Source organism: Fictibacillus marinisediminis (assembly GCF_023149135.1).
GTDB lineage: Bacteria > Bacillota > Bacilli > Bacillales > Fictibacillaceae > Fictibacillus_C > Fictibacillus_C marinisediminis.
This window is the reverse complement of the sequence record NZ_JAIWJX010000002.1, coordinates 402950-428187: the sequence shown is the minus strand read 5'-3', so window position 1 is coordinate 428187 and position 25238 is coordinate 402950. Positions and strand designations below refer to the sequence as shown.

The window sequence follows — 25238 nt, the reverse complement described above, 5'->3', positions numbered from 1 at the left end:
AGGTAGATCATGGAGTTTTTTCTCGTTATTTTATTACTGCTGTCCCTTATCGGCCTATCCAGCCTGATTAATCATTTTATCCCTTACATACCCGTACCCATTATTCAGATTGCTTTAGGGGTAACGCTTGCTTCCCTTCCGCCGGGAATACAGATCCCCATGGAGCCGGAATTATTTTTCATTCTCTTTATCGCCCCTTTACTTTTTCACGATGGCAGACATGTTTCGAGGCACGCTTTATGGAAACTCCGTAAACCGATTCTTTTGCTGGCCCTCGGTCTGGTTTTCGTCACCGTATTTGCCATTGGCAACTTAATTCATTGGCTCATTCCAACGATCCCATTGGCTGCTTCCTTTGCCCTTGCAGCGATTCTCTCTCCTACCGATGTTGTTGCTGTAGGTTCCATTTCAAGCCGTGTGAAGATACCGAAACGGATTATGCATGTTCTCGAAGGTGAAGGATTAATGAACGATGCTTCAGGATTGGTTGCCTTTAAATTTGCCCTTGCCGCATCCGTGACCGGCGCTTTTTCATTGGCACAAGCCAGTTGGAGTTTTTTAGTCATATCGATTGGAGGGTTCCTTGGCGGTGTCATTTTAGCCATCCTGATTATTCAGTTGAAGACATCTATTCGAAGGCTTGGTATGGAGGATGTTACGATTCATATGCTCATCCAGCTCCTTACCCCCTTTGTCATTTTTTACATTGTTGAGCATTTACATCTCTCCGGTATCTTGTCGGTTGTAGCAGCCGGGATTGTCTACACCATCCATCAGGATCGAAGCCGGGTTCCAGTTGGACAGCTGCAATTGGTTTCCCAAAGTACATGGACGGTTCTCATCTATATTTTAAATGGGCTGGTGTTTGTGCTGTTAGGCTTGCAGATCCCAAGGGTGGCAAGTGAAATATTTAAGGATCCCTCCTTTAATAATTGGCAGGCAACAAGCTACATCCTCATCCTATGGGCAGCCCTTATTCTTCTTCGTTTCCTTTGGATTTCGGCAACCTGGCGCTGGGGATGGCTGGACAGGAAACAGCCTCAAACTCATTCTGTGAGAGCCATATCCATCCTTACCCTTTCAGGAGTACGAGGGGCGGTAACCCTCGCTGGTGCGTTTACGATTCCCTATGTGATAGCCGGAGGAAGTCCCTTTCCGGAGCGTTCATTAATCATCTTTATCGCAGCCGGAGTGATCTTGGTTACCTTAATCGCTGCAAGTGTATTCCTTCCGCTTCTATCACGTACGGAAAAAGGAAACAGTGAAAAGCTGAAAGAGGAAATGGAACGGACGGCAAGGCTGCGAACCCTTGAAGCTGCCATCCATTCTGTTGAGGAATCCTTAACGGATGAGAATCGGGGTGCAGCAGTATCCGTCATCACCGCTTACAATACGATTCGTAATGAGGTAAGCGAAAAGAGTTCGGAGCAAGTGAAATTGGAAGAATCCGAGGTTCGGCTGAAGGCACTTGAGGCGGAAGTCTGCTACTATGAGAATTTAAAAAGAACAGGAAAGATTGACAGGGATACGGTGAATCTCATTGAGGAACATATCCAGCGAAGGCGGCTCGCTCAAACAAACCGGTTGCAGTATAGAAGATCGTTCTTTTGGACGCTTTTTAAAAGAAGTTTACTTTCTTTCGTAAAGCTTTTCACACCAAAACACAAGGAACGTCGTAAAAATCGCCGCTTGCGAACAAAAAAGCTGATTAAGCTAAAAGTCAACATGGCGAAGGCTGCCATTCACTATTTAAAGAACCATATCACGCCAGAAAATAAACACATTTATCTAGGGGTTATAGGGGAATACAATCGATTAATTATGACGTTCAGGCTTGCGAAAAAAAGCGAGGAATCCATCCATCACACCCAGATGAAAAGAGAGCTCCAGATCAAAGCGTTCCAGGCAGAGAGGGACGAAATCCAGCATCTTTACGAAGAAGGGGACGTCACCAATGACATCCTCAGAGATATTCGTAAGCAGATCAATATTCGGGAGGCGTATTGGATGGAGGAAACGAGCGTTCAATCTCATTAAACAAGCAGCATCGGCCTACTCAAACCGATGCTGCTCTTGTTATTTCTTCTTCACTGGAATCCAAATTTCACTTCTAAAGGCTTTGGATGCGGTGTCTTTATCTGCATTCCAGAGAATTTCCGGTCCCTCCACTTGCTCATAAGACGACGACGGGAACCACTCTGAATAAATCCGGCTCCAAATGTTCTGCAAGGTGTCAGGAAACGGTCCCACTGATTCAAAAACGGCCCATGTAGACGGTCTTACATCCAGCTTCTCCAAGTGCTCTGGACACCCGCCTGTCGTGGCAACCCCAATATAATGATCAAGCTCACTGTTCTCGGCGAGCCGCTCCGAAAAATGAGTGGACGCACTGATCAGCCCTTTTGGCTCAACATCAGATAAACTTTTTAACTCATTGATGAGAACGGGGGTTACACTCTGCCACATCACATCGATCGCAGGGTTAGCCCCACTAAAGATCAATGGTACTCTTTTTTTGATCCCGACGATATGAAACGCATCCTTCTCGACGATCCGAAAATTCATCTCATTTCCTCCCTTAATGGATAACTGAAAGGACATACGCGGAAATGCTTTTAGAGAATGGCCATTCTTCCTTGCCTCAGTTGGGGTAACGCCGTGTAATTGCTGGAAGGCCTTTGTAAAACCATCGGCTGAATGGTACCCGTACTTAACCGCTGCATCAATGACCTTTAAGTTACCATCCATTAGTTCAAAAGCAGCCAGTGTTAATCTGCGGCGGCGAACATATTCCGATAACGGGATCCCTGCCAGAAACGAGAACATCCGTTTAAAATGATACTCCGAGCAACACGCCCTTCTTGCAGCCTCCCGATAATCGAGCTCATCATCCAGTTTTTCCTCTATATACATTAATGCGTCATTCATGCTTTTAAGCGAATCCAATATCATTTCCCTCCTTTCATCCTTATCATATCAAGAGAAAACCAACCGATCCGACAATTCGTGCACCGGTTTAATCGAAAAACGGCCATCTCCATATGAGAAGGCCGTATTTTGGACAAACGGCTGCTTTCCTTACATTTGAAATGGTGCATGTTAACTGGGCATATGGACAGTAACTTGGGACAAGTACATCCCATATTTTATTTTGAGGGTACTTTTCCAGAAAAAACGTTTGTGTTCTGGCGATTTCTCAGCTCGTTAAACCCGTAAAATAAAGTAGGAGGTTTTTTTATTGAATGAAGAATTCAAGTGGGATCTTCAGGGGCTGCACACTGATGGTGTAAATGTCAGCAATGTTACCCCGAATTATCCTCAGGATCAAGATACGAGTGATTCCGCTCGTCTCTGTGTTGGCTTTGGCATTGGTTTCTGTGTTGGTGTCTGCGGTGGCTTTGGTGTATGCGGTGGCTGTGGCGGTTGTGGCGGCTGCTTTGGCCGCTGCTTTGGCTGTGGCGGCTGTGGCGGCTGCTTTGGCCGTTGCGGCGGCTGTGGCGGCTGTGCGCGTTGTGGCGGCTGCGGCCGCTGCGGTCGTGGCGGAAGCAGTTAAGCTTCCGATCGGTAGTAATAGGTATTTTAACAAAAGACCGGCCCTGCATATCCCTCGGCAGGGCTTTTATCGTTTGGATAGGCATAATGGACATCAGGCATCCATAGAGTTAAATGATGTAAAAGATGTAGAGCATTCTAAAGAGGAGGTCGATCATGCAAAAATTAAATCCTTCTATGTGTTTAAAAGTGAACAGAGACACGTTTGTTTTTCCGGATTCAGCTAAAGGTGTATATCTCCGGAACAACGTAAAATCTTTAAGAATGGAAGGCAGCACCATTGACCGATGGCTGGAAAAATTAATTCCTATTTTCGACGGAACCCATACTCTTGATTCTGTCACAAACGGTTTACCAGATGCTTATAAAGAACAAGTGTATAAGATCGCACATGTTCTGTACGAGAACGGTTTTGTCCGTGATGTAAGCCAGGATCTCCCACATCAGCTTCCTGATCGCATCCTTGCTAAGTATGCCTCCCAAATCGAATATTTAGATCATATTCGTGATTCGGGCGGTTATCGATTCCAAGTTTACCGCCATGCAAAAGTAGCGGTGATCGGTTCGGATTCGCTTCTCCTCTCTCTCGTTCGATCATTGATTGAATCAGGGCTTCCTTCTTTCAGCGTCATACTCACTGAATCACACCCAACGATTCAGCAGCGGTTAAATGAGATGATAGCTGAAGCACGCAAGTCAGAGCCCGAAACCAAAATCACCATCTTAAGTTCCGGGAAAAATTCATGGAGAGAAAATGCAGAACCGTTTGATTGCATCCTATATGGATGCAAGGACAGTGATTTATCTCAACTTCGTACCCTTCTGGCCATCTGCAAGGAACAAAAGAAGACTGTTCTTCCCGTTACTATTTTAAAAGACTTAGCCTTTGCTGGCCCGCTCGTTTCTGCTGAATCCGATTCGTGCTGGGAGTCTGCCTTCCGCAGACTGCACCAGACGCTGAATGAAGAAGGCAATGGTTCTCACTCCTTATCACTAACAGCAGGTGCTCTATTAGCCAATGTGGCGGTTTTTGAGCTTTTTAAAGAAATCACGGGCGTACATGAGGAAAAAAAAGAAAGACCATTTTACTTGCTTAACTTGGAAACGCTCGAAGGAAGCTGGCACACCTTTCTCCCTCACCCGCTGGTTACCGGGCGTGTTTATGCCGAACCGATTAAGGACCCGGCTACATTCCTTGAAACAGGCAATCATCAACAAATGGACCTGCATTCCCTGTTTTACCGGATTACTTCAAAAGAATGTGGTGTTTTTCATCTTTGGGAGGAAGCAGATCTACTCCAGCTTCCGTTATCCCAATGCAAAGTCCAGGTTGCTGATCCGCGTTCAGAAGGCCCTGCCAAGCTCTATCCTGAGACTGTCTGTTCAGGACTCACGCATGAAGAAGCTCGCCTGGAGGCAGGTCTGCTTGGAATTGAAACGTATGCCAGGAGTTTTGGGAATGACTTTTTCAGTGAGCATCCTTTATCATGGGGAATCGGGATGGGCAAGACCCCTGCAGAAGGGTTATGCAGGGCACTGCAAAACGCACTTCATGAAGAATTTGTGAAGCAAGCAGATCACGGTGTCACTAAAGCCACATTGGATGTAAGCCTTGTCAATGATCATCGCTGCCAATTTTTTCTGCAGGCTCTGAGAACCAAGAAGTCTGAACCAGAATTTTTTTGGGGCCGTGAAGTACTGGATTTTCCTGTCGTTTGGGTTGAATCAAACGGCAAGTGGTATGGAAGCGTTGGATTGAATATGCAGATGGCTTTAAGCAGAGCATTACAAACGGCTGTGATGGATTCTCAAAATCGAGAAACCTCACATTATCCCTACGGGGTTGTGGTTTCCTCCATTACATCGCAAAAGGATGCTCAACAGAAGGTTCCGGTTCCTTCTTTTGAAGAAAAGCCGTTAGACGAAACCTTCCATTCTGCAATACATCGATTAAGGCAGAATAAAAAACAAGCAAACATCTTTGAACTTCATCTGGAAGCGATTTTTAAAGAGAATACGGCTGGCATTTATGGGATTGCGTTAAGCGGGGAGGAACTTCCATGAGCCACTCCATCATCATCATCGGAAACGGAATGTTAGCTGACACCGTTAGCGAACAATTGAGCGGGCTCTATTCCATTACACGCTGGGCCACTGTAAAAGAAGCCGTTCCGAATCAAGGAAATCTGGCATTAGTGCTCCACGATTCCTGGGTTCCGGCTGAACACCTAGAAGCCGATGAGGCCTTTTCGTTCTTTGGCATCCCTTGGCTTCGGGGATTCGTATCATTTGGTGAAGCCAACATTGGACCGCTTGTTCTTCCAGACAAACAGGGGTGTTCTCAGTGCGCGGATAGGCGACGTTTTATGGCGGGTTCTGACCGGAGAGAACAATTCCAAATGAAAGAATACAAGATGGATCAACCTGGTATCGAGAAAGATCCTTGGGCTTCCGCTTCAGGATTATTGCAAACTTCCTATCTCATTCAAGAAGAGGTCCATAGATTGTTAAAAGGAGAAAAAGCCCGCACGTATGAACATGTATTTCTTCTGCAGTTAAATACGCTCCGGCTATCCTATCATTTCTTTTTGCCTGACCCATACTGCCCTGTGTGCGGCGATCTTCCAGAGGATACAGCGGATACCGCAGAGATCATACTGAAACAAAGCCCGAAGACATCAATCGATAGCTATCGCTGCCGCTCGCTGGAAGATATGGAGAAGGTTCTGGGCAAGGATTACTTGGATAGCAGAACGGGCCTTCTTAATCATAAACGATATGACTTCATTTCCCCTTTTGCCGATACGATTGTCAATCTTCCTCTACTATCAGGCGACGAGTTAACGGGTGGGCGAACCCATTCGTATGCTCAAAGTGAACAATCCGCCATCTTAGAAGGACTGGAGAGATACTGCGGCTATTCCCCAATGGGTAAACGGACCATGGTTTATGAACCGTATTCCAAGGTGGAAAAGCATGCCCTTAACCCTGGATCAATAGGACTTCATACAAAGGAACAATATGACATGCCAGGATTTCCTTTCAGGCCATTGGACCCCGACCGGCCCATTCATTGGGTTTGGGGCTATTCTTTATCACAGAACCGGCCCATCCTGGTACCAGAGACGTTCGCTTATTACAGCTTGGGTGGCGGGGAAGGCTTTGTTTATGAAACCTCTAACGGCTGTGCACTCGGCGGAAGCATGGAGGAAGCGATTCTTTACGGTATTTTCGAAATTGTTGAGCGGGATTCATTTTTAATGACATGGTACGGCCAACTCCCTATTCCTCGTCTGGATCTGTCTACCATAGACGACCTGGAGCTTCAGCTCATGATCCAGCGCATACACGCAGTGACCGGATATGAGGTGCATTTGTTTAATTCGACGACCGAGAACGGCATTCCCAGCATTTGGGCGCTTGCCAAAAACACGAAGCAAACGGGCATGAATCTTTTATGTGCCGCTGGAGCCCACATTGATCCTTTAAGAGCGGTAAAAGGAGCCGTTCAAGAACTCTCAGGCATGCTTCTCAACATGGACGATAAGCTGGAAAAAGATCGGGAGAAATATAGGCAGATGTATGATGATTCGTTACTCGTTCATCATATGGAAGACCATTCGATGCTATACGGGTTAAAGGAAGCGGAGGAACGCTTATTCTTCCTTCTCGATCAGCGCCCGAAAAGGAGCTTTCAACAGGAATTTCACACCGTTCGTAAATCCGCTGATTTATTGGATGATGTTGTGGAGATCCTGGAAGTTTTTCGCCAGCTTCAGCTGGAGGTCATTGTTGTGGACCAAACAAGCCCTGAACTGAAACGAAACGGGCTACATTGTGTAAAAGTAGTGATACCCGGGATGCTGCCTATGACATTTGGACATCACCTTACCCGGCTAAAGGGATTGGATCGGGTGTTGAACATACCAGCGAAACTCGGATATGCGAGAAAGCCGCTGACTTATAGCAGCCTTAACCCGTATCCTCATCCATTTCCATAGCAGTCCCAAAGGGGGAAAAGGAATGAACCTCGATGAATTTTTGCATAACCTGCATTATGAATCTGACAAAATAAAACCCCGGGAATGGGAGGCGAATTGGGACGACGCCCCCCTTCCCTATAAGCTTTACCGGGGGTTGCCTGTAGTGGAATTACCCGCAGATATTCCGCTCCATCTCGAACAAAAGAAAAGAAACGCCAAACCGAATCTCCAAGAAATGAGTCACTTTCTTAAATATACCTACGGGCTTACACAGGTTAGCCAAACGCTTCCTTTTGGTGAACAAACCGAAGAATGGACAGCATACCGGCGCTTTGCTCCATCCGGCGGTGCACTGTATCCAAGCGAACTTTACATCTATTTGAAAATCAAGGATCTCCCTGAAGGCATTTATCACTATGATGCTGCACACCATCGTTTAGTTTGTTTAAGGGAAGGGAATTTTGACAGCTACTTGAACAGAGCTCTGGGCAATCGCTGTGACGTGTCCTCCACTTTTGGCACCGTATTTAGCTCCACGTTTTTTTGGAAGAATTTTTTCAAATACCATAACTTTTCTTACCGTCTGCAAGGGCTGGATACCGGCTTTATGATCGGTCAGCTGCTGGAAACAGGAAGACGCATGGGCTTTGAGACGGGGGTGTATTACCATTTTCTTGACCGTGCCATTCATCATCTTTTAGGACTATCCGAGCAAGAAGAAAGTGTGTATGCGGTGATTCCTCTTTCCGTTGATCCAGCCATGAACTGGTTTACGAGTGATGAAACAGAGGAACCCTCCACTGCTGCTTCGTTATGCGGTGAACTGAAACCACTTGACCATCAGCATTACGTCCGTTCCAAGAAAATCAGCGACTATCCCATGCTGATTAAGATGAATGAAGCGTGCATGCTGGACTCGTTCCCCACTCATGAGCAAATGGAAAAAGAAAAGAAAGAAGAGCCAGCACATCCGTTTCACCTGCTGCCTCGTGTAGACCGGTTATCGTATGATTTCTCTTCCGCCTGCCGAAATCGATATTCGCCTGGAATGGACTTTGTTCAAAAACCCGTAAACCAACAAACCTTATCAGCCCTTCTATTCGAAGCCTTCTCCACTTTTTCTTACCGAAATGATCTAGACAATTCTTTTCAGAAACCTCCTTACCGTGTTTCACTCTATTGTTGTATGTATAACATAAAAGGTGTACCCAATGGCTCCTATTCTTATGATGGATCCAACCATGCATTACAGCCTATTCAGGAGGGTGATTTCCGATGCCGGCTGCAAGACGGACTGCTTGCTGATACTGTAAACATGACTCAAGTTCCACTTTCCTTCACGATCTCCGGCCCTAAGGATCATTACAAGAACGCTTATGGATACAGGGGACATCGCATTCAGCACATGGAAGCTGGAATTCTGTCTCAGCACCTGCTTCTGGCAGCTTCGGCATTAAATATGGGCGGGCATCCCCTTCTCGGATTTGATGTCCAATCCTATGATGACCTCTATAAACTGAGTGGAAAAGGAAAAACCAGCCTGCTCCAAATCCCTTTGGGCCATTTCAGCCCACATCCCAGATTACAGGGAAGCCTGCATGGCTGATGCGGTTACCTATACTAGATGAAATTCTTCAAGCCCTGTAAAGCAGAGATTGGTTATGTTCGCTTTACAGGGTTTACTATTTATTAAACAATCGTTTGATTAAACTCTTCCACTTCCTCCACGCTCGGAGAAAAAGCCGGGAAAAAACGAGCCTTCAATCTCACCAAATCCCCCAAAAAGTGATGGGCCTTACAGCCCTTCACTCTTTTTTTGCATGTTTTCTATTTGCCATTTTCAATTTGTCATGGGCATTTTTTACAATTTTTCTTTAGAATCTATTAAATGATTTTGGTTTTAATAGACAAGCATACAAACAAAAACTATGAATCTTGAATATCTTAAATAGAAATTTCTTTTAAACTATAAAACATAGAAACAAAAAGCAAGAATCCTGAATATAGAAATTTCATTTACATTACTCTTGAAGGGAGAGTTGGGTACTTTGTCAAGCAGCCATAAAAAATCAAATTGTCAATGTGACTGTGTGGAAGAACTGGCAGAACAACTAGAAAAAAGAAGAGGAGACTTCGTTGTTGTTTATGAAAGAAATGGCGATATAGCTCGCGGCACTATAAAAGATGTAAAGTGCGATTCGGTTCTTATCCTTAAGAATGCAGATAAGATGAGTTGTTGTTTTCAGGCAGGTTATATATCATTTACAGAATTAGTAATAAGTATTTGTGAAATAACAGAGTTTGGTGTTATGCAGGGTGATGCTCCTTGTTCTTCCCCTGTTGCTCCAGGTGATGATATATTTAAATCGTTAAGCGGAAACAAATAAGAAAACATATTTTCTTTTTATTTCCTGCTAAGTCCACCTATCACCAGCTTTATTTGCTGATAGTTAAACTTATCCAAAGACCCGTGCTTTTTGTCAGCATGGGTTTACTGCATAATATGTCATATTCAAGTAACAGGTGCTAGTCGTTCCTATTAAATAATTTGAATTGTTAAAACCTGGGGTTAAACCCAATCCTTAAAGTTTCAGTGCCGGTCCTTGTCACAGCTTATCCGTTAACGACGTGTTGATCGCGGAAGTGCCCTCTTATTTACAGATGTATTTGCCGTCATCGGCGGGTTACAGGCGTTTGGACTGAAGCTGGAACCTGTTCAAACGATGACTGACTTCCTGCCGTTGTCTTCTGTAGGATTAGGATGGGTCGTACCCGCACTTGTTGGTACAGCTGCAGGGCTGGATTAGTCGATTCAGCAGGAAACCTTCAGATGTAGGAGAGGAACTGAAAGCTTCATAAGCCGTGTAAGAGGATAATAGAACAAAGAAGCAGGATCCAAAATGGACCTGCTTCTTTGTTTACGTATTTAATTTAAGAAACCCGATATAGTGCTTGCTTCAATTTCATAGATTCTATTTTGCATTCTCATCGGGTTGATGAATTCCGAATATATTTCCTTCTGTATCAATATAGTATCCTTGCCACGCCATTCCTGGCAGGGCATATTTGGGCATTGCCACCTTGCCGCCATTCTCCATAATTTTAGCTTCCGTGGAATCGTAATCTTCCACTCCCATTGTACAAGCAAATCCATTTAACGCCTGGTTGATTTCCGGGGAAGCACTTTGCCTTTGCATCAAAGCACCATTGATTCCAGGTTCTCTCTCATCGCCAGTTACTGCTCCAAAGTAAGGCATTCCTGCATACTCACTCCAATCCTGAAATGACCATCCGAATACCTCTCCATAAAACTTCTTTGCACGGTCCATGTCACTTACATGAATTTCAAAATGAACTAATCTTCCCATGATTCCCTCCTATTTTTCACCTTACTTATTCAATAGTATAAGAACATGGAATAATTCGATTTACGATAAGTTCTTCCCTTCTTTTTCTTGCTTTTTTCTTAATTTAAACTCTCTCTTTTAAAAACTCTTCAACTTCTTCCAAACCTGGATATGAAGTCTGTGTCCCGCGCTTCATCACACTTAATGCCGCAAACGCCGTCGCTTTTTTCATCGCCTCCAGCACATCACCGCTCTGTACAAAATAATGAGAGAAGCAGCCGATGAACGCATCGCCGGCACCCGTTGTGTCTATTGCATCAACCTTATGTGAAGCTACCGTTTGAACATCATCCTTTGTCACCCACATCACTCCCCGGCTTCCCATCGTTACGATCACGTTTTTCACGCCCCGTTCGATCAAGGTCATGGCAGCCACTCGAATCTGGTCGTCGGTGTCCACCGGCATATCTGTTAAGATTTCCAGTTCGCTTTCGTTCGGAATGAAAAAGTCGCTTTTGCAAACATACTCAAAATCCAGTTCCTTGGAAGCTGGTGCCGGGTTCAAGATCACCGGAATCCCATGCTCGTTTCCGAACTCAATCGCACGGTAAACCGTTGGTAGCGGAACCTCCAGCTGCAGGACGATAAGCGAGCACTGTTTCAGCTTTTCTGCCGCCCCATCCACATCCTCTGGTGAAAGATGCTGGTTCGCTCCCTTAATGATCAGGATGCGGTTCTTGGACTCAGGGTCCACAAAGATCGGCGCAACCCCGCTTGAGGTACCAGGCACCTTGACGGTAAATTCCGTATCAATGCCGTACTTCTCCAGGTTGTTGATCGTGTTGTCGGCAAACAAATCATCTCCGACTTTCGTAACCATCATGACGTTGGAGCCAAGTTTCGCTGCCGCTACTGCCTGGTTCGCTCCTTTTCCGCCGCATCCGATTTCAAAATCCGGCGCTTCAAGTGTTTCTCCTTCTTTCGGCATCTTATCAATGTATGAAATGAGATCCACCATGTTGGATCCGATGACTGCAATATCCATGTTTCTTCCTCCTTATTTCTTCCCGGTCACGACCGTAAAGGAACGCTCTTCCCCGGCACCTAACGTGATCAATGTTCCTGCTTTTTCTGCGGCCAAAAATCCTTCCGGCCGGCATGTCGCAGGCAGGACGAACGCTCCTACCTGCTGGTCGCTGTTATGCAAAAGCCAGCGCGTCGCATGGTTCAATTCCGCAGTTGAGAACTTCGTGAAAAATGACGTGCCATCCGGTGACGTCATCTCAAATTCTGCTTCCTCACCGTAGGCATCCAGCTTATCGGCAAAAAAGACAATCTCCGGGTCATACATCTCCGGCTTGTTCAGCACGTTCAGCGTTTCTTCCCCGCTCAACAGCTTTTTATTGTACGCCAGCCATTGTTCGGTCGGCTTCACGTGGGCTGGAATCGATTCCCGAAGCACTAAGCAATCGTCCGGAATGCTCTGCTTCATCTCTGCACCATCCACATACGCATAATTCGTGTGGCACATGTATTGAAGCGGCATGCCGGACCCTGACAGGTTCTTCACCTTCATATTCATCTCAATGAATGAGTTTTCCTTCATCATTTTAACACTCGGAGACGCTAAATAGTGATGTCCGAAACCTTTCACATACTCCGTTTCCCCACAAACACTGATTCCTTCTTCACTGATTTCCAGCCATGCCCGGTCCATCTCGGCACACGCCATTTCACCGTGCAGTTCATGGTCATCGTCAGGTCCAGGACAGCCGTTGGCGATCAAGCCGGAGTGGAACGCAAAGCAACCGTATGTATCAACGATCGCATTAACCTTTTTCGGCTGTGAGAACATGTTCTTCATCTTCAGATCTGTACCGTCAAACTCAAGATCCCAGATGATCTGTCCCATATACGGCAGCACAACCATTCGCCCCCGTGAGTTGGTCAGCTCAATCGCCTCCACCCCTGACGGATAGCGGAACAGGCTTGCTGTAAATTCATGATCTCGATAGATTACTTTTTTGCTTTCTTTAAAAAATTCGCGCTGAAGTTCAATGGTTCCTCTCATTTCTAGCATCCCTTTCCTGCTAAATTAACCCGTCCAGGCAGCCAGCAACGGCTGCCACGCAGGTTTGCTATTTTTACTGAGCCACTTCGATCGTTTCGTCAGTCTTCTTCACTCCAGATTTTTGCTTCTTCATTTCACCAAAGAAGTAAATGCCGACATATACGAAGCACGCCATCGATACGAGGAACGCCGTCTGCATGGAGCCGAATGCGTCAGACGCGTACCCTTGAAGAGCTGGGATGACCGCGCCACCGACGATCGACATTACCAGGATCGCCCCTGCTGTTTCCGTGTACTTCTTATCTACCACTTCAAGCGTCTCAGCATAAATCGTTGCCCAGCAAGGTCCAAACAGCATGCTTACTACGATGGCCGCGTAAACTGCCGTCATGTTCGGCACGAGAATGACATATGCCAGCATCGCCGATCCGAGAATGGAATAACCGAACAAGACCTTTGAAGATGAGAAGCGTGCCATCAGGAAGTTCGCGATGAACTTGCCGACAAAGAAGCCCGCAAAACTATAGACCATGAAGTTGGAAGCCGTTCTCTCATTGAAATCCGGGTTCAGATCAAGTGCCAGACGGATCGTGAACGACCAAACGGCTACCTGCATTCCTACATATAAAAACTGTGCTGCAATCCCTTTTTTGAAGCGTTTGTTGCCTGCCAAATATTTGAGCGTCTGACCGATTCCTGGTGCCTTTTCTGCGCTCTTTGCACGATTCGCAACCGGCTTACAGATCGGGAACTTCGTCAAGGCAAACAAGACAAACATGGCAATCAGTACGAAAATAATATATTTATATGGTTCAAGCGTATGCTGCAGCATCTTCAAGCCAAATGCCTGTGCTTCAGCCGGAGACATCTTCGCCATCTGTGATTCAAGGCTTGCCCCCTCCTGGAACACCAGGTACTTTCCGAGTAAAATCCCTGCGATAGAACCAAGCGGATAAAACGTTTGAGAAATGTTCAAGCGTAGAATGCTGTATTGACGCGGCCCGATCATCGAGCTGTACGTATTGGCCGCTGTTTCCAAAAAGCTTAGCCCGATCGCAATCGCGAAGATCGCAAACAGGAACATCGTGTACGTCCCCATGTGTGACGCCGGATAAAACAACGAGCAGCCAACGATATAAAACAGAAGCCCTGTCATGATCGCAAACTTATAACTCATTTTCTTAATAACCATCGACGCCGGAATCGCTACGAGGAAGTAGCCTCCGTAAAACGCACTCTGTACGAAAGCGCTTGCGAAATCACTCAATTCAAACACATGTTTAAATTGCGCGATGAGAATATCGTTCAAGCTCGCCGCAACCGCCCATAACGGAAACAGCATGGAAACAAGGATAAACTGGAAAATCGGTGTGCGGTTCAAGTAACCGTCCGGCAGTTGAATCAATTGGTTGTTCTTCATGTGTAACATCCCCTTTTCTAACTTTTAGTTTATTAAGGCTGTTTTCTTAATCTTTGTTGCACTTGTGGGCCGTTGATTTCCGTTCCAGGCCGCTCGCTTTCCGCGGAGCGTGCGGTGAGCCTGTGACCGGCGTAAACGCCTACCTAGTCTCACCTGTCACGCTACTCCCGCAGGAGTCTCGCACCTTGCACTCCAATCAACTCTTAGCAATGAAGTATATAATAAACTCCAAAAGCAACAATCTTTGAGAAAAGAGCCTTTATTAAAGCGCTTACAGATAACCGGTAACAAGAAGGCACAGAGTGACCTGCTCCAGTGCCTCATTTACTTTTTAAGAGATTGTCCAGTGTGTGCACCTTTCGGAAAACGCAGCCGGGAGGAATCACGAATAATGAGTTCCGGTGACAGATTGTACTCCCGCTTCGGCATCTCACCCTTAAAATGGATTCGTTCATGCAGGAGCTGAAACGCAATCTCCCCTACCGCATTCATCGGACGTGAAACAACACTGAGCTTCGGGTTCAGGAACGTGGCAATATCCACATCGTCAAAGCCGAAAAACGAGATTTCCTCGCCAAGCTTCCAGTCCAGATCACCGATGGCTTTCACACACCCGGTCGTCATCAAGTTGTTGGACGAGAAGATGGCGGTCGGCCGGTCGTTCTGGGAGTAAAACTCGTGAGCCGCCTGATAGCCGCTTCGCTCTCCGAAGTCCCCTTGAAAGATGTAACGCTCGTCCAGCTTCAAGTTGTAATCTTCGAGTGCCTTTTTGTAGCCGATGAACCGTTCACGCCCCGGCGTCGTGTTCTGCGGACCGCATATGATTGCGATCTTCTCATGCCCCTGAAGGATCATGTGCTGAACCGCCTGGTACGAGCCCTTCACGTTATCCACCAGCACCGTATCGACATCATAGCTTTGAATACTGCGGTCGACCGCCACCATCGGAATGCCCTGCTCGTGAAGCTGCTTTAGATGGTCGCCGTTCTCGTTGGCCGTCGTAATGATGACACCATCCACGCCGCGCTCGATGAAGTTCTTCAGAATCTCTTCCTCCACGACCGGCGACTCATTCGTACTGCTCAAAATGGCAAAGTACCCTTTCTCCCGGGCCTTCTGTTCAATCCCAGCCATGACGAGCGGAAAGAACGGGTTGCTGATGTCAGGGACAATGACACCAATCGTCTTCGTATCCTTGCTCTTCATCGTGCGGGCCGCCGCATTGCGGATATACCCGAGCTCCTGAATGGCCTTAAGGATCTTCTCCTCCGTCACCTTGCGCACGCCGCCCTGGTTATTGATTACCCGAGAAACCGTCGCAATCGACACATTCGCCCGCCTGGCCACATCCTGAATATTCGCTTTACCTTCCATTGGACAAAACTCCTAAAATGTAAACGTTTAGATTTATACAGAAAAAAATAGAATTTATATGCAATATTCTTAGTTGACCGGTTGAACCATAATGTAAACGTTTAGATTTTTGTTCTTGGGTATAATTTAGCATGACTAAAGATAGAAAGCAAGAAGTTTTTGTATGCGTTTACATGTTAAATCATACTAAATGAAATAGCTCCCTTGGGTGGGAGCTATTTCAAAGTGAATCATCTAAATCTCTATTTATTTCTTCTGCTTATTAATTTTGTTATTACTTCTTGAAAAGCTGTCTTCAAATAGTCTTTATTGTGTATTGGACTAAGCTTTATCAAACGCAAATGATGATCCTCATAATCTTCTATAGGATGGTTGGAATTGTATTGTGATGGATATATAGCCCATACCTCTTGAATTGGGTTATTGTGGGTTATACCATTATTTGCACCATATAAATGAATAGATTTACATGAACTCCCATAGCTTAACAATTGAGACATTGTTTTGCTTTTATGACTGGTATTTACGATCCCTAAATCCCATACACTTCTTTTTGACCTATATTTAAAATCAATAATAAGGCTGCCAATATATATATCTTCCTCATATACATCTAATCTGGAGTCAGGACGGTTATTATTACTACTTATATATAAAGGTTCACTCAAAGGATCTGTATCCTGCCGCTGATAAGGAATTTTTCCATCATATGTTAACTTGAGAATTAATTTTTCATTTCTAAAAGTTATGGTAGTTCCACCATTTAAATTCGGTATTAAGTTTTTTTGTTGGTTAAACGCTCCACTATATATCCAGCCGTTTATCGGATTAAACTCCAGCTCTTTAATTGCATTTACGAGTTGGACAAATCCCCAGATTTCATATAATTTGTCTGTTCGTTTCCATTGCAAAGCATAAATAGGATCAATGCCTAGTTCAGGCTTTTCCTGCTTCATTTCTCTATACATTTGGTAAAGCACTCTATAACGTGCATCTAGCTGCATAACATGAGGTAAAGGACATGGCTTGTGTTCATTTACTTCATGATACCATTTAGCAGACTGAAGCATTTGAAAAGCATTTTGTATTTTTTTTGTAACAATTAAATACTCTTCAAGTTTTGATAGTACTTTTTCTTTTTCGATTAATACGTTCCTAGTGTTTTCTTGAAATTCAGCATACGGCCTTAATTCATAGTCAATTTCGAACTTTATATTTTCTGCATAACTTGTAACTAAATTATTAAATTCTTTCAAATTAATAATTACAAACTGAGCAATTTTTTTGGCCCAACGATTTTCCGGTAGATCATATTCAAATGTGTTAATTGGAGATTTAAGCTCGGTCTGTTTTTCAGGATATTTTAATCGATGAATTACTGACTTTTCATCAGTTGTTTTAACCCTCTCAATAGGAACCATTTGATAATTCTTCTTGATCCTATAGTTTGCTTTCGTATATAAATCAGTAATAGCGGCAAGTGCTTTTGCATAATGTTTTTGAAGGATGAGAAACTGACTGATTTGCCTTGGAGCAAGCATTTTCAACTCTTTATATACTAACCCCATTCTGCTTTTTATAAGATCTTGTGCTAATCCCGAAAGTTGCTCCTCAACCTCTTCCTTCATTATCTCCCACTGTTCTTCCGTAACACGATTAGGCTTTACTGCTACAAGAGTGTAATAACTAATACTCAGACAGTCCACACGCAATAGGTACTTTCCTGGTATTAATGGGTAAGATTCTTGTTTAAAAATTTTAATAGGATACTCAGCAGGCGCAAGATAAGGTATTCCATCCTCCTCCTCGACAAACCTTTCTGGAATAGACTCCAGACCCTCAAAAAATAATTTTGAATCTTCATGTTCACTTTTAAAAAGAACTTCTACTGGTACATTTTCAGTAATTTCTAACAAAGTATCTTCAGAGACAGAGTTTTCATCACTATAAAAGTCTACAATTCGATTAGGAAGTTTATTTCCAATATTAAATTCCAGTATAAATGGGAGATTAGAAAGTGTATCCATTAACTTTCAACTCTTTCGCTTTATGCTTTAAAATTTTAAATGTTTTTTCAAAATCAGATACATTATTATTTTTCAATAAAATATCACTTAATAAACTTTCAGAGAGTTCATCTGTTTCTATATTGTAAGTCCCAATTAAATTTTTTAAGAATTCTTCCGGCCCTCTTACTTTTGTTAAAATACGCTGTACCAGCTGTAGATCAAAGGCTTGTCTTCTATTTAAATAAAGACTATGTGGTAAATTTTTTAGATACATATCAATTTGTCTCACAACACGTGGGCCGATCCCCATATTAACAGTAATTTTTTGAAATTCCGTGTGTAGTTCCCAAAGTAAATCAGTTTCTTCACTTGTAAGTTGCAAAACCTGGCTGTTGTTTTTAAACCCACTAAATGCCTGAATGGAGATTTTATCATAACTGTCATTTCTTTTCCGTTCCTCTTTTATTTCTCTCAATTGATCATAAGGAAGCACGTTTAATGAAATAACATTTGAGCGGTCAAGCACCTTATCAGAAAAGTGATAAGTTGATTCATCAATATTAACAGTCCCAACAAACATAATATTCTCTCCTATTGGAATAGAAGAAGGATACTGGGCTGAATTGTAAAGACGGTTTTCAAGGCTCTCATTATAAAGCTTTAATACGCGTCGACCTTGTTCCATTTCAAGTACAGATAGAAATTGAGAAAAATAATGTTCTACCCTGGCAAGATTCATTTCATCAAATCCTATAATAAACAACTTATTTCTTTCTTTGGATGCATTAATTAATGTATCAACCAAACCGGAATCACCTGGTCGATAGACCATGTGCATGGAGTCTACATAACCAATTAAGTCTGCATCATCACTCCAGGCAGGACGTACAGGTATAATGGTTAGCTGCTCATCATTATGAATCTGGAGTGCCTTTGCGTAGGAGGAAACCAATCTTGATTTCCCGGTCCCACTCATTCCCTGAAGAATAACAAGATTAGAAGTTTTCATTGCGGTATGAAAATTAATTAAATCTTTTTCTTCATACTGCAACCCATTATCGCGTGTAACAAGAATAAACTGTTCAATGAATTTATGCTCTTCGTCCTCAGTTTCATCAGTTATTACTATCGGTTGATGATCAACAGGCAATATAGAAGTATTTAAGGTGTTCATCGTTAAGTCGCTTACTTTTTGTACCGGAGGATCAGCAACTGCAGCTGCAACTTCTTCAGATGCAATAGTTATTGGTTCCAAAATTTCTGCATTATCCAGATTTAACAGATCTTCCAATGAATCAAACATATTAATATTTATAAAAATAATAGAATCATTTACTTCATAAGATTCATCGATCCAGTCATCCGTTAAGCTTGTTAATCTTAATTGATCTGCATATGTAAAACAAAAACCCCCATGTGCATATGAGTGATTATCAAAATCTCCAACTACCTTGTATGAACCATTATCGTCTTTCCATAAAATATATTGTGGTGTATCATTCTGCTCGATAGAGAGCTTATCTACTTTTCCCACATACCTTTTGGACAACAAACGCTGAATAAATTCCTCATAGTCATATCCATGCTTTTGTTGGCTAAAAACTGGTAAGGGAACCAAAGTGTCGTTGTCGAGATGGCTATCAACTTTTCTTTTTAATTGTAGATCTTTAGCATGATATACCTCATTTTGTGATGTAGTCATTTTCTTGGCAGGACTAAAAACAAGGACAAAGTCGCTAATAAAATTCACAAAATTTTCTTCTCTTTGGTAATCCATTTTTGTTAAATCATCAACAAATCCATAAGGCTCCAAATCTGTAGCATAGCCCGTAAATAACCGTTCATTTGGAAAATTATCCGGTTCTTGTGAAATAACTTTTATTAAGAATTGTATGACATTCTGGCTGTTAATAAATATACCTTTTCTACGGCCTGTTTCCTGTTCAACATATTCATCTTCAGCTAAAGTTCCTAATAAAAATACATCCCATGTTTTGTGATTAATCATTCTTATACCCCCTGTGCATCTACATAGCTAATTAAGTTATGTATTGTATTAAATTCTTTTAATACTTCATTAGATGCCATATTTCTAAGTTTTCTAAGTCTACCTGATGTTAATTCGAATGATATAACATGAATTTCATCAAATTTACTCCAAATTTCATTGTTATCAATTTCATCAATAGTTGCGGGTTCAATAATTTCAGGATTGTGGCTGTAACAGTTAACATTTTTAAGACTTCTCTCATTCCCAATTAGAGCTATTTTCTTTTTGGGTTTTTCTACAGTAACAGCCACTTGCTCGTTCGATTTTAATGTTAAGCATATAGCATGAAGGCGATTTATTTCATCCTGCTTTTCCACGAGAATTTGATTAAGCTTAGATATTTCCTTACTTGACGAATTTACTTTGGATAAATCTTCATTTATTTGATTTTCTTGATTTGTAGTTTTTTCTCTAAGATTCTGGATCTGTTCAAGATATTGTTTTTTTTCCTTCTCCCACTTATCTCGTTCTTTTTTTAAATTGTTTTCTGCCTTTGAAGCTATCTTTTGCAATTCTTGTATTTGTATCTCTTTTTTCTTTACTTGAGTTTCAAGTGATTTGATATCTTTACTTACAATTCTTTCTTTTTTTTCATCTGTTTTTACTTCACTTTTTTCATTTTTCCCCTCTATCTCTTCATTTGGGAGTCCTTGTACTTTATTTTCAAACAAAGTGTAAGCCAGTTTGTGTTTATCTTCTTCTATTGAAGATAATAAAATTCTCAATATTTTTCTTCCATCTTGTTGATTGGATATATTATTAATTAAATTTGTTTCTGTACTGGTCAATATTTCGTAATATTCATCATTTTCTTCAACTTCCATTCTGGTAATTTCTTTTATTGCTTTAATCTTAAGTGGTTCTAATAGACTATTAATTAATTTTGGTTTAAGGATTTTGAATTGTGATTTCCAATTGATTTGCCTGAACCCTGCTATTTTAACTTTACATGTTTTTCCTAGTGTTAATAACTCTCCCTGAGGCATTGTTTCGAATATCCATTTCCATATTTCCTTTTCATTCATGATGATCCCCCTTGTTTCGTGGTAATTTTTACCTAGATAAATTATACCAACAAAACATTACAATTTCTAACATATTTTGATAATTTCTAATAATAAATGATAAATTCCCCTCCTCAAAACTATGTTATTATATACAAAATAAACTTTTAATCTCTGTGGAGGAACGTTTTGAAAAAAATCATTAAAGTTGTTGCTGCAATTATTGAAAATGAAAAAGATGAAATTTTATGTGCCTTAAGGTCACCGGAAATGTCTATACCCAACATGTGGGAGTTTCCTGGAGGAAAGGTTGAGTCAGGTGAAGATATGTTTTCTGCACTTCAGCGGGAAATTAAAGAGGAGTTAGGGTGCACCATTGAGACTATTGATTACTTTAATGATCACACTCACGAATATGACTCCTTCACCATCAACTTAATTGCGATTAAAAGTAAAATTGTCGAGGGGACTCCTATACCTAGTGAGCATTCCACTCTTATTTGGTTAAAAAGAGATAACTTATCGTCATTAAAGTGGGCACCTGCTGACATACCAGCTGTTGAAGGATTAATTGAAGAACTAAAAAAATAGACTTCTCAACTGAGAAGTCTATACTTGTATAGTGAATTCATTATAAAGGCTAGCGGGCACTTCATTCTCTAATTTAATTTTTACAGTTATAGGCCGTTCGCTTTCATAGGCAATAGAATCACCTTTCCCTATATAAATGTAGGGCTCCACTTTATTATCTAGTTGCTTAAATTTGCGAACAAATAAATGGAGATTTACGCCTCTCTCTTTATTCTTAATGATATTTTGTCCTCTTTCTGACGCCTGTGTTGTATTATTTACAGATTGCCATTGGAAATGTTGCTCATCAAGAAACTTGTCTTTATAGTTTAAGCTCTCCTTAATACTCTCTTCTTTATGTAAATCGATAAATAAAAAGTATTCTTTACCATTGGCTAGTAAACCAGATCCCCGAAAAGAGCTATGAGTCTTTCTAAAGTTTGAAAGAAATGCGGTATCCATCATTTGATACTGTTCATATAGCTTGAAGTGAGGAACACCGTAATACTCTTCTTTATATTCTTTTTCATATCTGAAGATACCGTATAATATAGCATCTTCAATATACCTTTTATACTCCTCATTCAGTAAGAGATTTGCAAAAGGCTCCGTTTTCCTGAGCACCATATCTTGTAACTGAAATAGCTTTGGCTTACTTTTCTTTTGACCACTATCATAATAGTTTTGATTAAGACACTCAAAGGCATGCAGAATGCTATCATCATCCACATGCTTAATCATTTTTAAGATTTCCATTTTTGCTGTATGGATATCCATTTCGTCGTAATCTAATAGATACTTAATAACAACGAACTCATAGATTCTCTTGAGAGGGAGCATGCTAGATAATTCTTTAATCGCGCTTTCAAACAAATCATCTAGTAATAGAGTTTTTAACTTATCATGCTTTTCTACCTTGGCTACAAATTGTAAGTACGACTTCTCTTTATCAATGAATTTAATCGGATCTGGAGCACCGTCATATTTTAAGTAATCAACTAGATAATAAGGAATATGACCTTGATTTAGTTTCTTAAATTCAAAGTACTCTTCCTTTAAATACTTCATTGAATTGAAGTTTTCGTTATCGATTTGTTGTAAAATGCGTTCTTGAGAGATTTTGTCCATCTGAATATGAGTACATCCGGGCACATTGGCAAAGCCTGTCACAATAGCAACCTTTAAGCTTTCTTTGTCATAATAACGACTTCCGTTTAAGGCCATAGCAATTAAAAACGTTTTGTTATGATTGCCTATAAAATCAAGAACTGTTAGGAATGATTTATTCGCATGCTTTCGTAGCCCTCGTCCTAGCTGCTGAATAAATACGATTGGAGAGTTTGTTGGCCTCAACATTAATACTAAATTAATGGAAGGAATATCTACCCCCTCATTAAAAATATCAACTGTAAATATAAATTCAAACTCATCTTGATCATCTTCTAACCTCCGAACATACCGTTCCCTTTGTTCTGGAGAATGACTACCAAATAAGCAGACACTTTTATAGCCTCTAGCATTAAATTCAGCAGCCATATACTGAGCATGTTCAATGCTTGCACAAAATCCTAGACACTTCCTTTTCTCTCCATCTTGGCCATAAAAGTTCATTTTCTCAATAATAAAATCTACTCGTTCATTTACTTTAAGTCGTTTCGTAAGCTCAGCAATATCATCAATATTTACATCGCTTAAATCTACAGACTCTATGTCTGTAATCCCAAAGTAATGAAAAGGAATAATTAATACATCCTCTAATGCCTCATGTAACCGAACTTCTAACGCTACATTATTATCAAACAAATCAAATACATTACCGCTGTCACTACGCTCTGGCGTTGCTGTCATACCGAGAGTGAAGTCTGGAGTAAAGTAATCAATCACACCTTGATAAGAAGGGCTAGTTGCATGATGCGCTTCATCGATAATGACATAATCAAAGTGACTTCTAGAGAATTCGTGATAACATTTTGATAGCGTCTGAATAGTAGCAAACACAAAATCGGCATGTTTTTCTTTGTAATTCCCTGTTAATAAGCCAAATGTCTTTTTACTATTAGGTAGGAGGGTTTCAAAGGTTTCTTTTGCTTTTCGTAAGATCTCTTCTCTATGTACAATAAATAATAGCTTTTTAGGCTGATACGCTTTCACATCAAAAGCTGACATATATGTCTTTCCTGTTCCAGTTGCTGCAATGACCAATGCCTTACTTTCTCCAAAATGTCTTAGACGATCTAAGTTCTCAATCGCTCGTTTCTGCATTCGATTAGGAATAATATAATCTTTATTTTCATAAATCATCTGCTGAGTCAGCTGACTTCTCTTTAAGCTCTTCAAAAACTCTTCATAATGAGCAATAAACTCAGCGTTAGCCAACGTACTATAATCCCAAAGATTATTATATTCATTTAGCACCTTTTTGATAAAATGAGCATCTTCTTTAGCAATGATCTCAACATTCCACTCTATATTACTTTTTAGTGCACTCTGCGTAATATTTGAAGAACCAATGATTACCTTATAACAATCACTGTATTCAAAAATATAGGCCTTAGTATGAAACCCTAGTTCCTTATCTGTGACAAAAACTTTAAGTTCGACGTTATTGAATTCACTTAACCTTTCGAGAGCTTTGGCATCAGTAAAATTCAGGTATGTAGAGGTAATTATCTTCCCTTTAATCCCTCTCTCCTGCACTTCTTTTAAAGGATCTAATAAAAGTTGAAGTCCACTAAAATTCACGAAGGCTACGCTAAAATAAAAGGAAACACATTCATTCATAGATGTTATTAATTCTGTAAGTAAATTCTCTTTGTCTGAGTTGACAATTAATTTCTTTTCAAAGTTCATACTAACTCCAGCCTTTTTAAGGTTTTAAACAAATGTTTACAATTTACAAACATCATTTGTTCGGTTTTTAAAAATCACTTATTCAAAAGTATTACATATAATCAATTTAAAATAAAATGGAATCAATATACATATAGAATAAAAATTCAAAAAACAAAAATTCTATGTATTTGCTTAAATCAATGCTTACCAAAGGTTTCAATACTATACCGGTCAATTTTTACCTTTTGCATACTGGAGAGTACATTTATAAATCTAAGGTGAAAATTATTTAACTTTAATAATTCATCGTCATTTAAATATTTACAATGTGCAATTTTATTTCGAATAGGATAGATTGATGGAAATGATTTAATTATATTTATTGGAAAAATTTTAATTAATTCAGGAGAGATTCTAAATAGAGTAATTAATTCATGGAAATTAAGATTTATAAACTCTTTATGAGGTCTCCTTTTTAAAAGCTTAATTGAAATGATGTTATACCAATTAGCCCCGTATTTTGTTTCCATTGTTGAAGTAATGATTAAACGTAGAGTATTTTCTATTTCATAAAGTTGAGCGTAGGCGTTTTTCATATGTCTTATCTGTTCCTGCAATATTGGATCCTCCAATTTTTTAGACGTAAAAGAATTTATTGTTAAATTCCGGTAATCTAGATCTTAGATCATTTATTTATTAACTTCCTAATCCAAGAGAATAAAACCAAAGTTCAGATATGAACAAAAGTATTAACACCAACCTATATTATGATTTTACTAATCAGTGTAACCTGTCTCAATACTTTTAGATTACTATCCATTTAACCCCACCTGATAAATATATCGGTACTTACTAAGATAAATAAATAAAAAGGGAACTTACATTCCTATTTTGCGGTGTATACTAAAGTAAGGAGTTGATGTAAGATGCCCCTTCATGACAGAAATGGATTTCATTAATGTTACCTGAACATGTAAAACAGTTACGTGAACTTTATTGGGATCAAAAGAAAAAAGTTAAACCTGG

Annotated in this window: 19 protein-coding genes; 8 read left to right on the top strand and 11 right to left on the bottom strand. The window is 41.0% G+C overall.

The genetic code is table 11. From position 1 onward, the window contains the following. The first annotated feature begins 9 nt into the window (after positions 1-9). A complete protein-coding gene (locus tag LCY76_RS02420; protein ID WP_248251303.1) occupies positions 10-2037 on the top strand; it encodes a Na+/H+ antiporter in 2028 nt (675 codons plus the stop codon). A gap of 39 nt (positions 2038-2076) precedes the next feature. Here LCY76_RS02420 and LCY76_RS02415 read toward each other — a convergent pair whose 3' ends face one another. Continuing rightward, positions 2077-2946 carry an AraC family transcriptional regulator gene (locus LCY76_RS02415; RefSeq protein WP_248251302.1) on the bottom strand — a complete coding sequence of 290 codons (870 nt, stop codon included), beginning with the start codon at positions 2944-2946 and terminating at the stop codon, positions 2077-2079. A 344-nt stretch (positions 2947-3290) separates the two neighbouring features. Between LCY76_RS02415 and LCY76_RS02410 the strand changes: the two genes are divergently transcribed. The 6 genes from LCY76_RS02410 (at position 3291) to LCY76_RS24105 (ending at position 10342) form a co-directional block, all read left to right on the top strand. After that, positions 3291-3779, top strand: coding sequence for a hypothetical protein (locus tag LCY76_RS02410; protein ID WP_248251301.1), 489 nt, complete (start codon positions 3291-3293; stop codon positions 3777-3779). After that, complete coding sequence (locus tag LCY76_RS02405; RefSeq protein WP_248251300.1) at positions 3709-5616, top strand: putative thiazole-containing bacteriocin maturation protein; 1908 nt, start codon at positions 3709-3711, stop codon at positions 5614-5616. Before LCY76_RS02410 ends, LCY76_RS02405 begins: the two co-directional genes overlap by 71 nt. Next, positions 5613-7553: a TOMM precursor leader peptide-binding protein gene (locus LCY76_RS02400; RefSeq protein WP_248251299.1), complete on the top strand. Its 1941-nt coding sequence runs from the start codon at positions 5613-5615 to the stop codon at positions 7551-7553. Before LCY76_RS02405 ends, LCY76_RS02400 begins: the two co-directional genes overlap by 4 nt. Positions 7554-7575: 22 nt before the next feature. Next, positions 7576-9141, top strand: coding sequence for a SagB family peptide dehydrogenase (locus LCY76_RS02395; RefSeq protein ID WP_248251298.1), 1566 nt, complete (start codon positions 7576-7578; stop codon positions 9139-9141). Positions 9142-9583: 442 nt separating this feature from the next. After that, positions 9584-9922, top strand: a complete 339-nt coding sequence (locus LCY76_RS02390) for a hypothetical protein (RefSeq protein ID WP_248251297.1) — start codon at positions 9584-9586, stop codon at positions 9920-9922. 288 nt (positions 9923-10210) lie between these two features. After that, a complete protein-coding gene (locus LCY76_RS24105; protein WP_419714971.1) occupies positions 10211-10342 on the top strand; it encodes a branched-chain amino acid transport system II carrier protein in 132 nt (43 codons plus the stop codon). Positions 10343-10507: 165 nt separating this feature from the next. On the opposite strand, the gene LCY76_RS02380 is transcribed toward LCY76_RS24105, so the two are convergent. From LCY76_RS02380 to LCY76_RS02345, 8 genes are all read right to left on the bottom strand, one after another. After that, positions 10508-10903 carry a VOC family protein gene (locus LCY76_RS02380; RefSeq protein WP_248251296.1) on the bottom strand — a complete coding sequence of 132 codons (396 nt, stop codon included), beginning with the start codon at positions 10901-10903 and terminating at the stop codon, positions 10508-10510. Between the two features lie 103 nt (positions 10904-11006). Then, positions 11007-11927, bottom strand: coding sequence for a ribokinase (gene rbsK / locus LCY76_RS02375; protein WP_062238998.1), 921 nt, complete (start codon positions 11925-11927; stop codon positions 11007-11009). Positions 11928-11939: 12 nt separating this feature from the next. Continuing rightward, positions 11940-12962, bottom strand: a complete 1023-nt coding sequence (locus tag LCY76_RS02370) for an aldose 1-epimerase family protein (protein ID WP_248251295.1) — start codon at positions 12960-12962, stop codon at positions 11940-11942. Positions 12963-13026: 64 nt separating this feature from the next. Next, positions 13027-14373: an L-fucose:H+ symporter permease gene (gene fucP, locus LCY76_RS02365; protein WP_248251294.1), complete on the bottom strand. Its 1347-nt coding sequence runs from the start codon at positions 14371-14373 to the stop codon at positions 13027-13029. 324 nt (positions 14374-14697) lie between these two features. After that, positions 14698-15747 (bottom strand): LacI family DNA-binding transcriptional regulator, encoded by a 1050-nt coding sequence (locus LCY76_RS02360; RefSeq protein WP_091008341.1) that lies wholly within the window; start codon positions 15745-15747, stop codon positions 14698-14700. Between the two features lie 242 nt (positions 15748-15989). Further along, positions 15990-17774, bottom strand: a complete 1785-nt coding sequence (locus tag LCY76_RS02355; protein WP_248251293.1) for a DUF2357 domain-containing protein — start codon at positions 17772-17774, stop codon at positions 15990-15992. Beyond that, entirely contained in the window at positions 17758-19764 is a 2007-nt protein-coding gene (locus LCY76_RS02350; RefSeq protein ID WP_248251292.1) for an McrB family protein, read from the bottom strand. Before LCY76_RS02350 ends, LCY76_RS02355 begins: the two co-directional genes overlap by 17 nt. A 2-nt stretch (positions 19765-19766) precedes the next feature. Beyond that, complete coding sequence (locus tag LCY76_RS02345; protein WP_248251291.1) at positions 19767-20831, bottom strand: hypothetical protein; 1065 nt, start codon at positions 20829-20831, stop codon at positions 19767-19769. A gap of 168 nt (positions 20832-20999) precedes the next feature. Here LCY76_RS02345 and LCY76_RS02340 point away from each other — a divergent pair, with 168 nt between their 5' ends. Further along, positions 21000-21401: a (deoxy)nucleoside triphosphate pyrophosphohydrolase gene (locus tag LCY76_RS02340; protein ID WP_248251290.1), complete on the top strand. Its 402-nt coding sequence runs from the start codon at positions 21000-21002 to the stop codon at positions 21399-21401. 18 nt (positions 21402-21419) lie between these two features. Here the strand turns inward: LCY76_RS02340 and LCY76_RS02335 are convergent, their stop codons facing one another. Both LCY76_RS02335 and LCY76_RS02330 read right to left on the bottom strand, forming a co-directional pair. Next, positions 21420-24230 carry a DEAD/DEAH box helicase gene (locus LCY76_RS02335; protein ID WP_248251289.1) on the bottom strand — a complete coding sequence of 937 codons (2811 nt, stop codon included), beginning with the start codon at positions 24228-24230 and terminating at the stop codon, positions 21420-21422. Between the two features lie 179 nt (positions 24231-24409). Then, complete coding sequence (locus tag LCY76_RS02330; protein ID WP_248251288.1) at positions 24410-24829, bottom strand: hypothetical protein; 420 nt, start codon at positions 24827-24829, stop codon at positions 24410-24412. Positions 24830-25238: the final 409 nt, after the last annotated feature.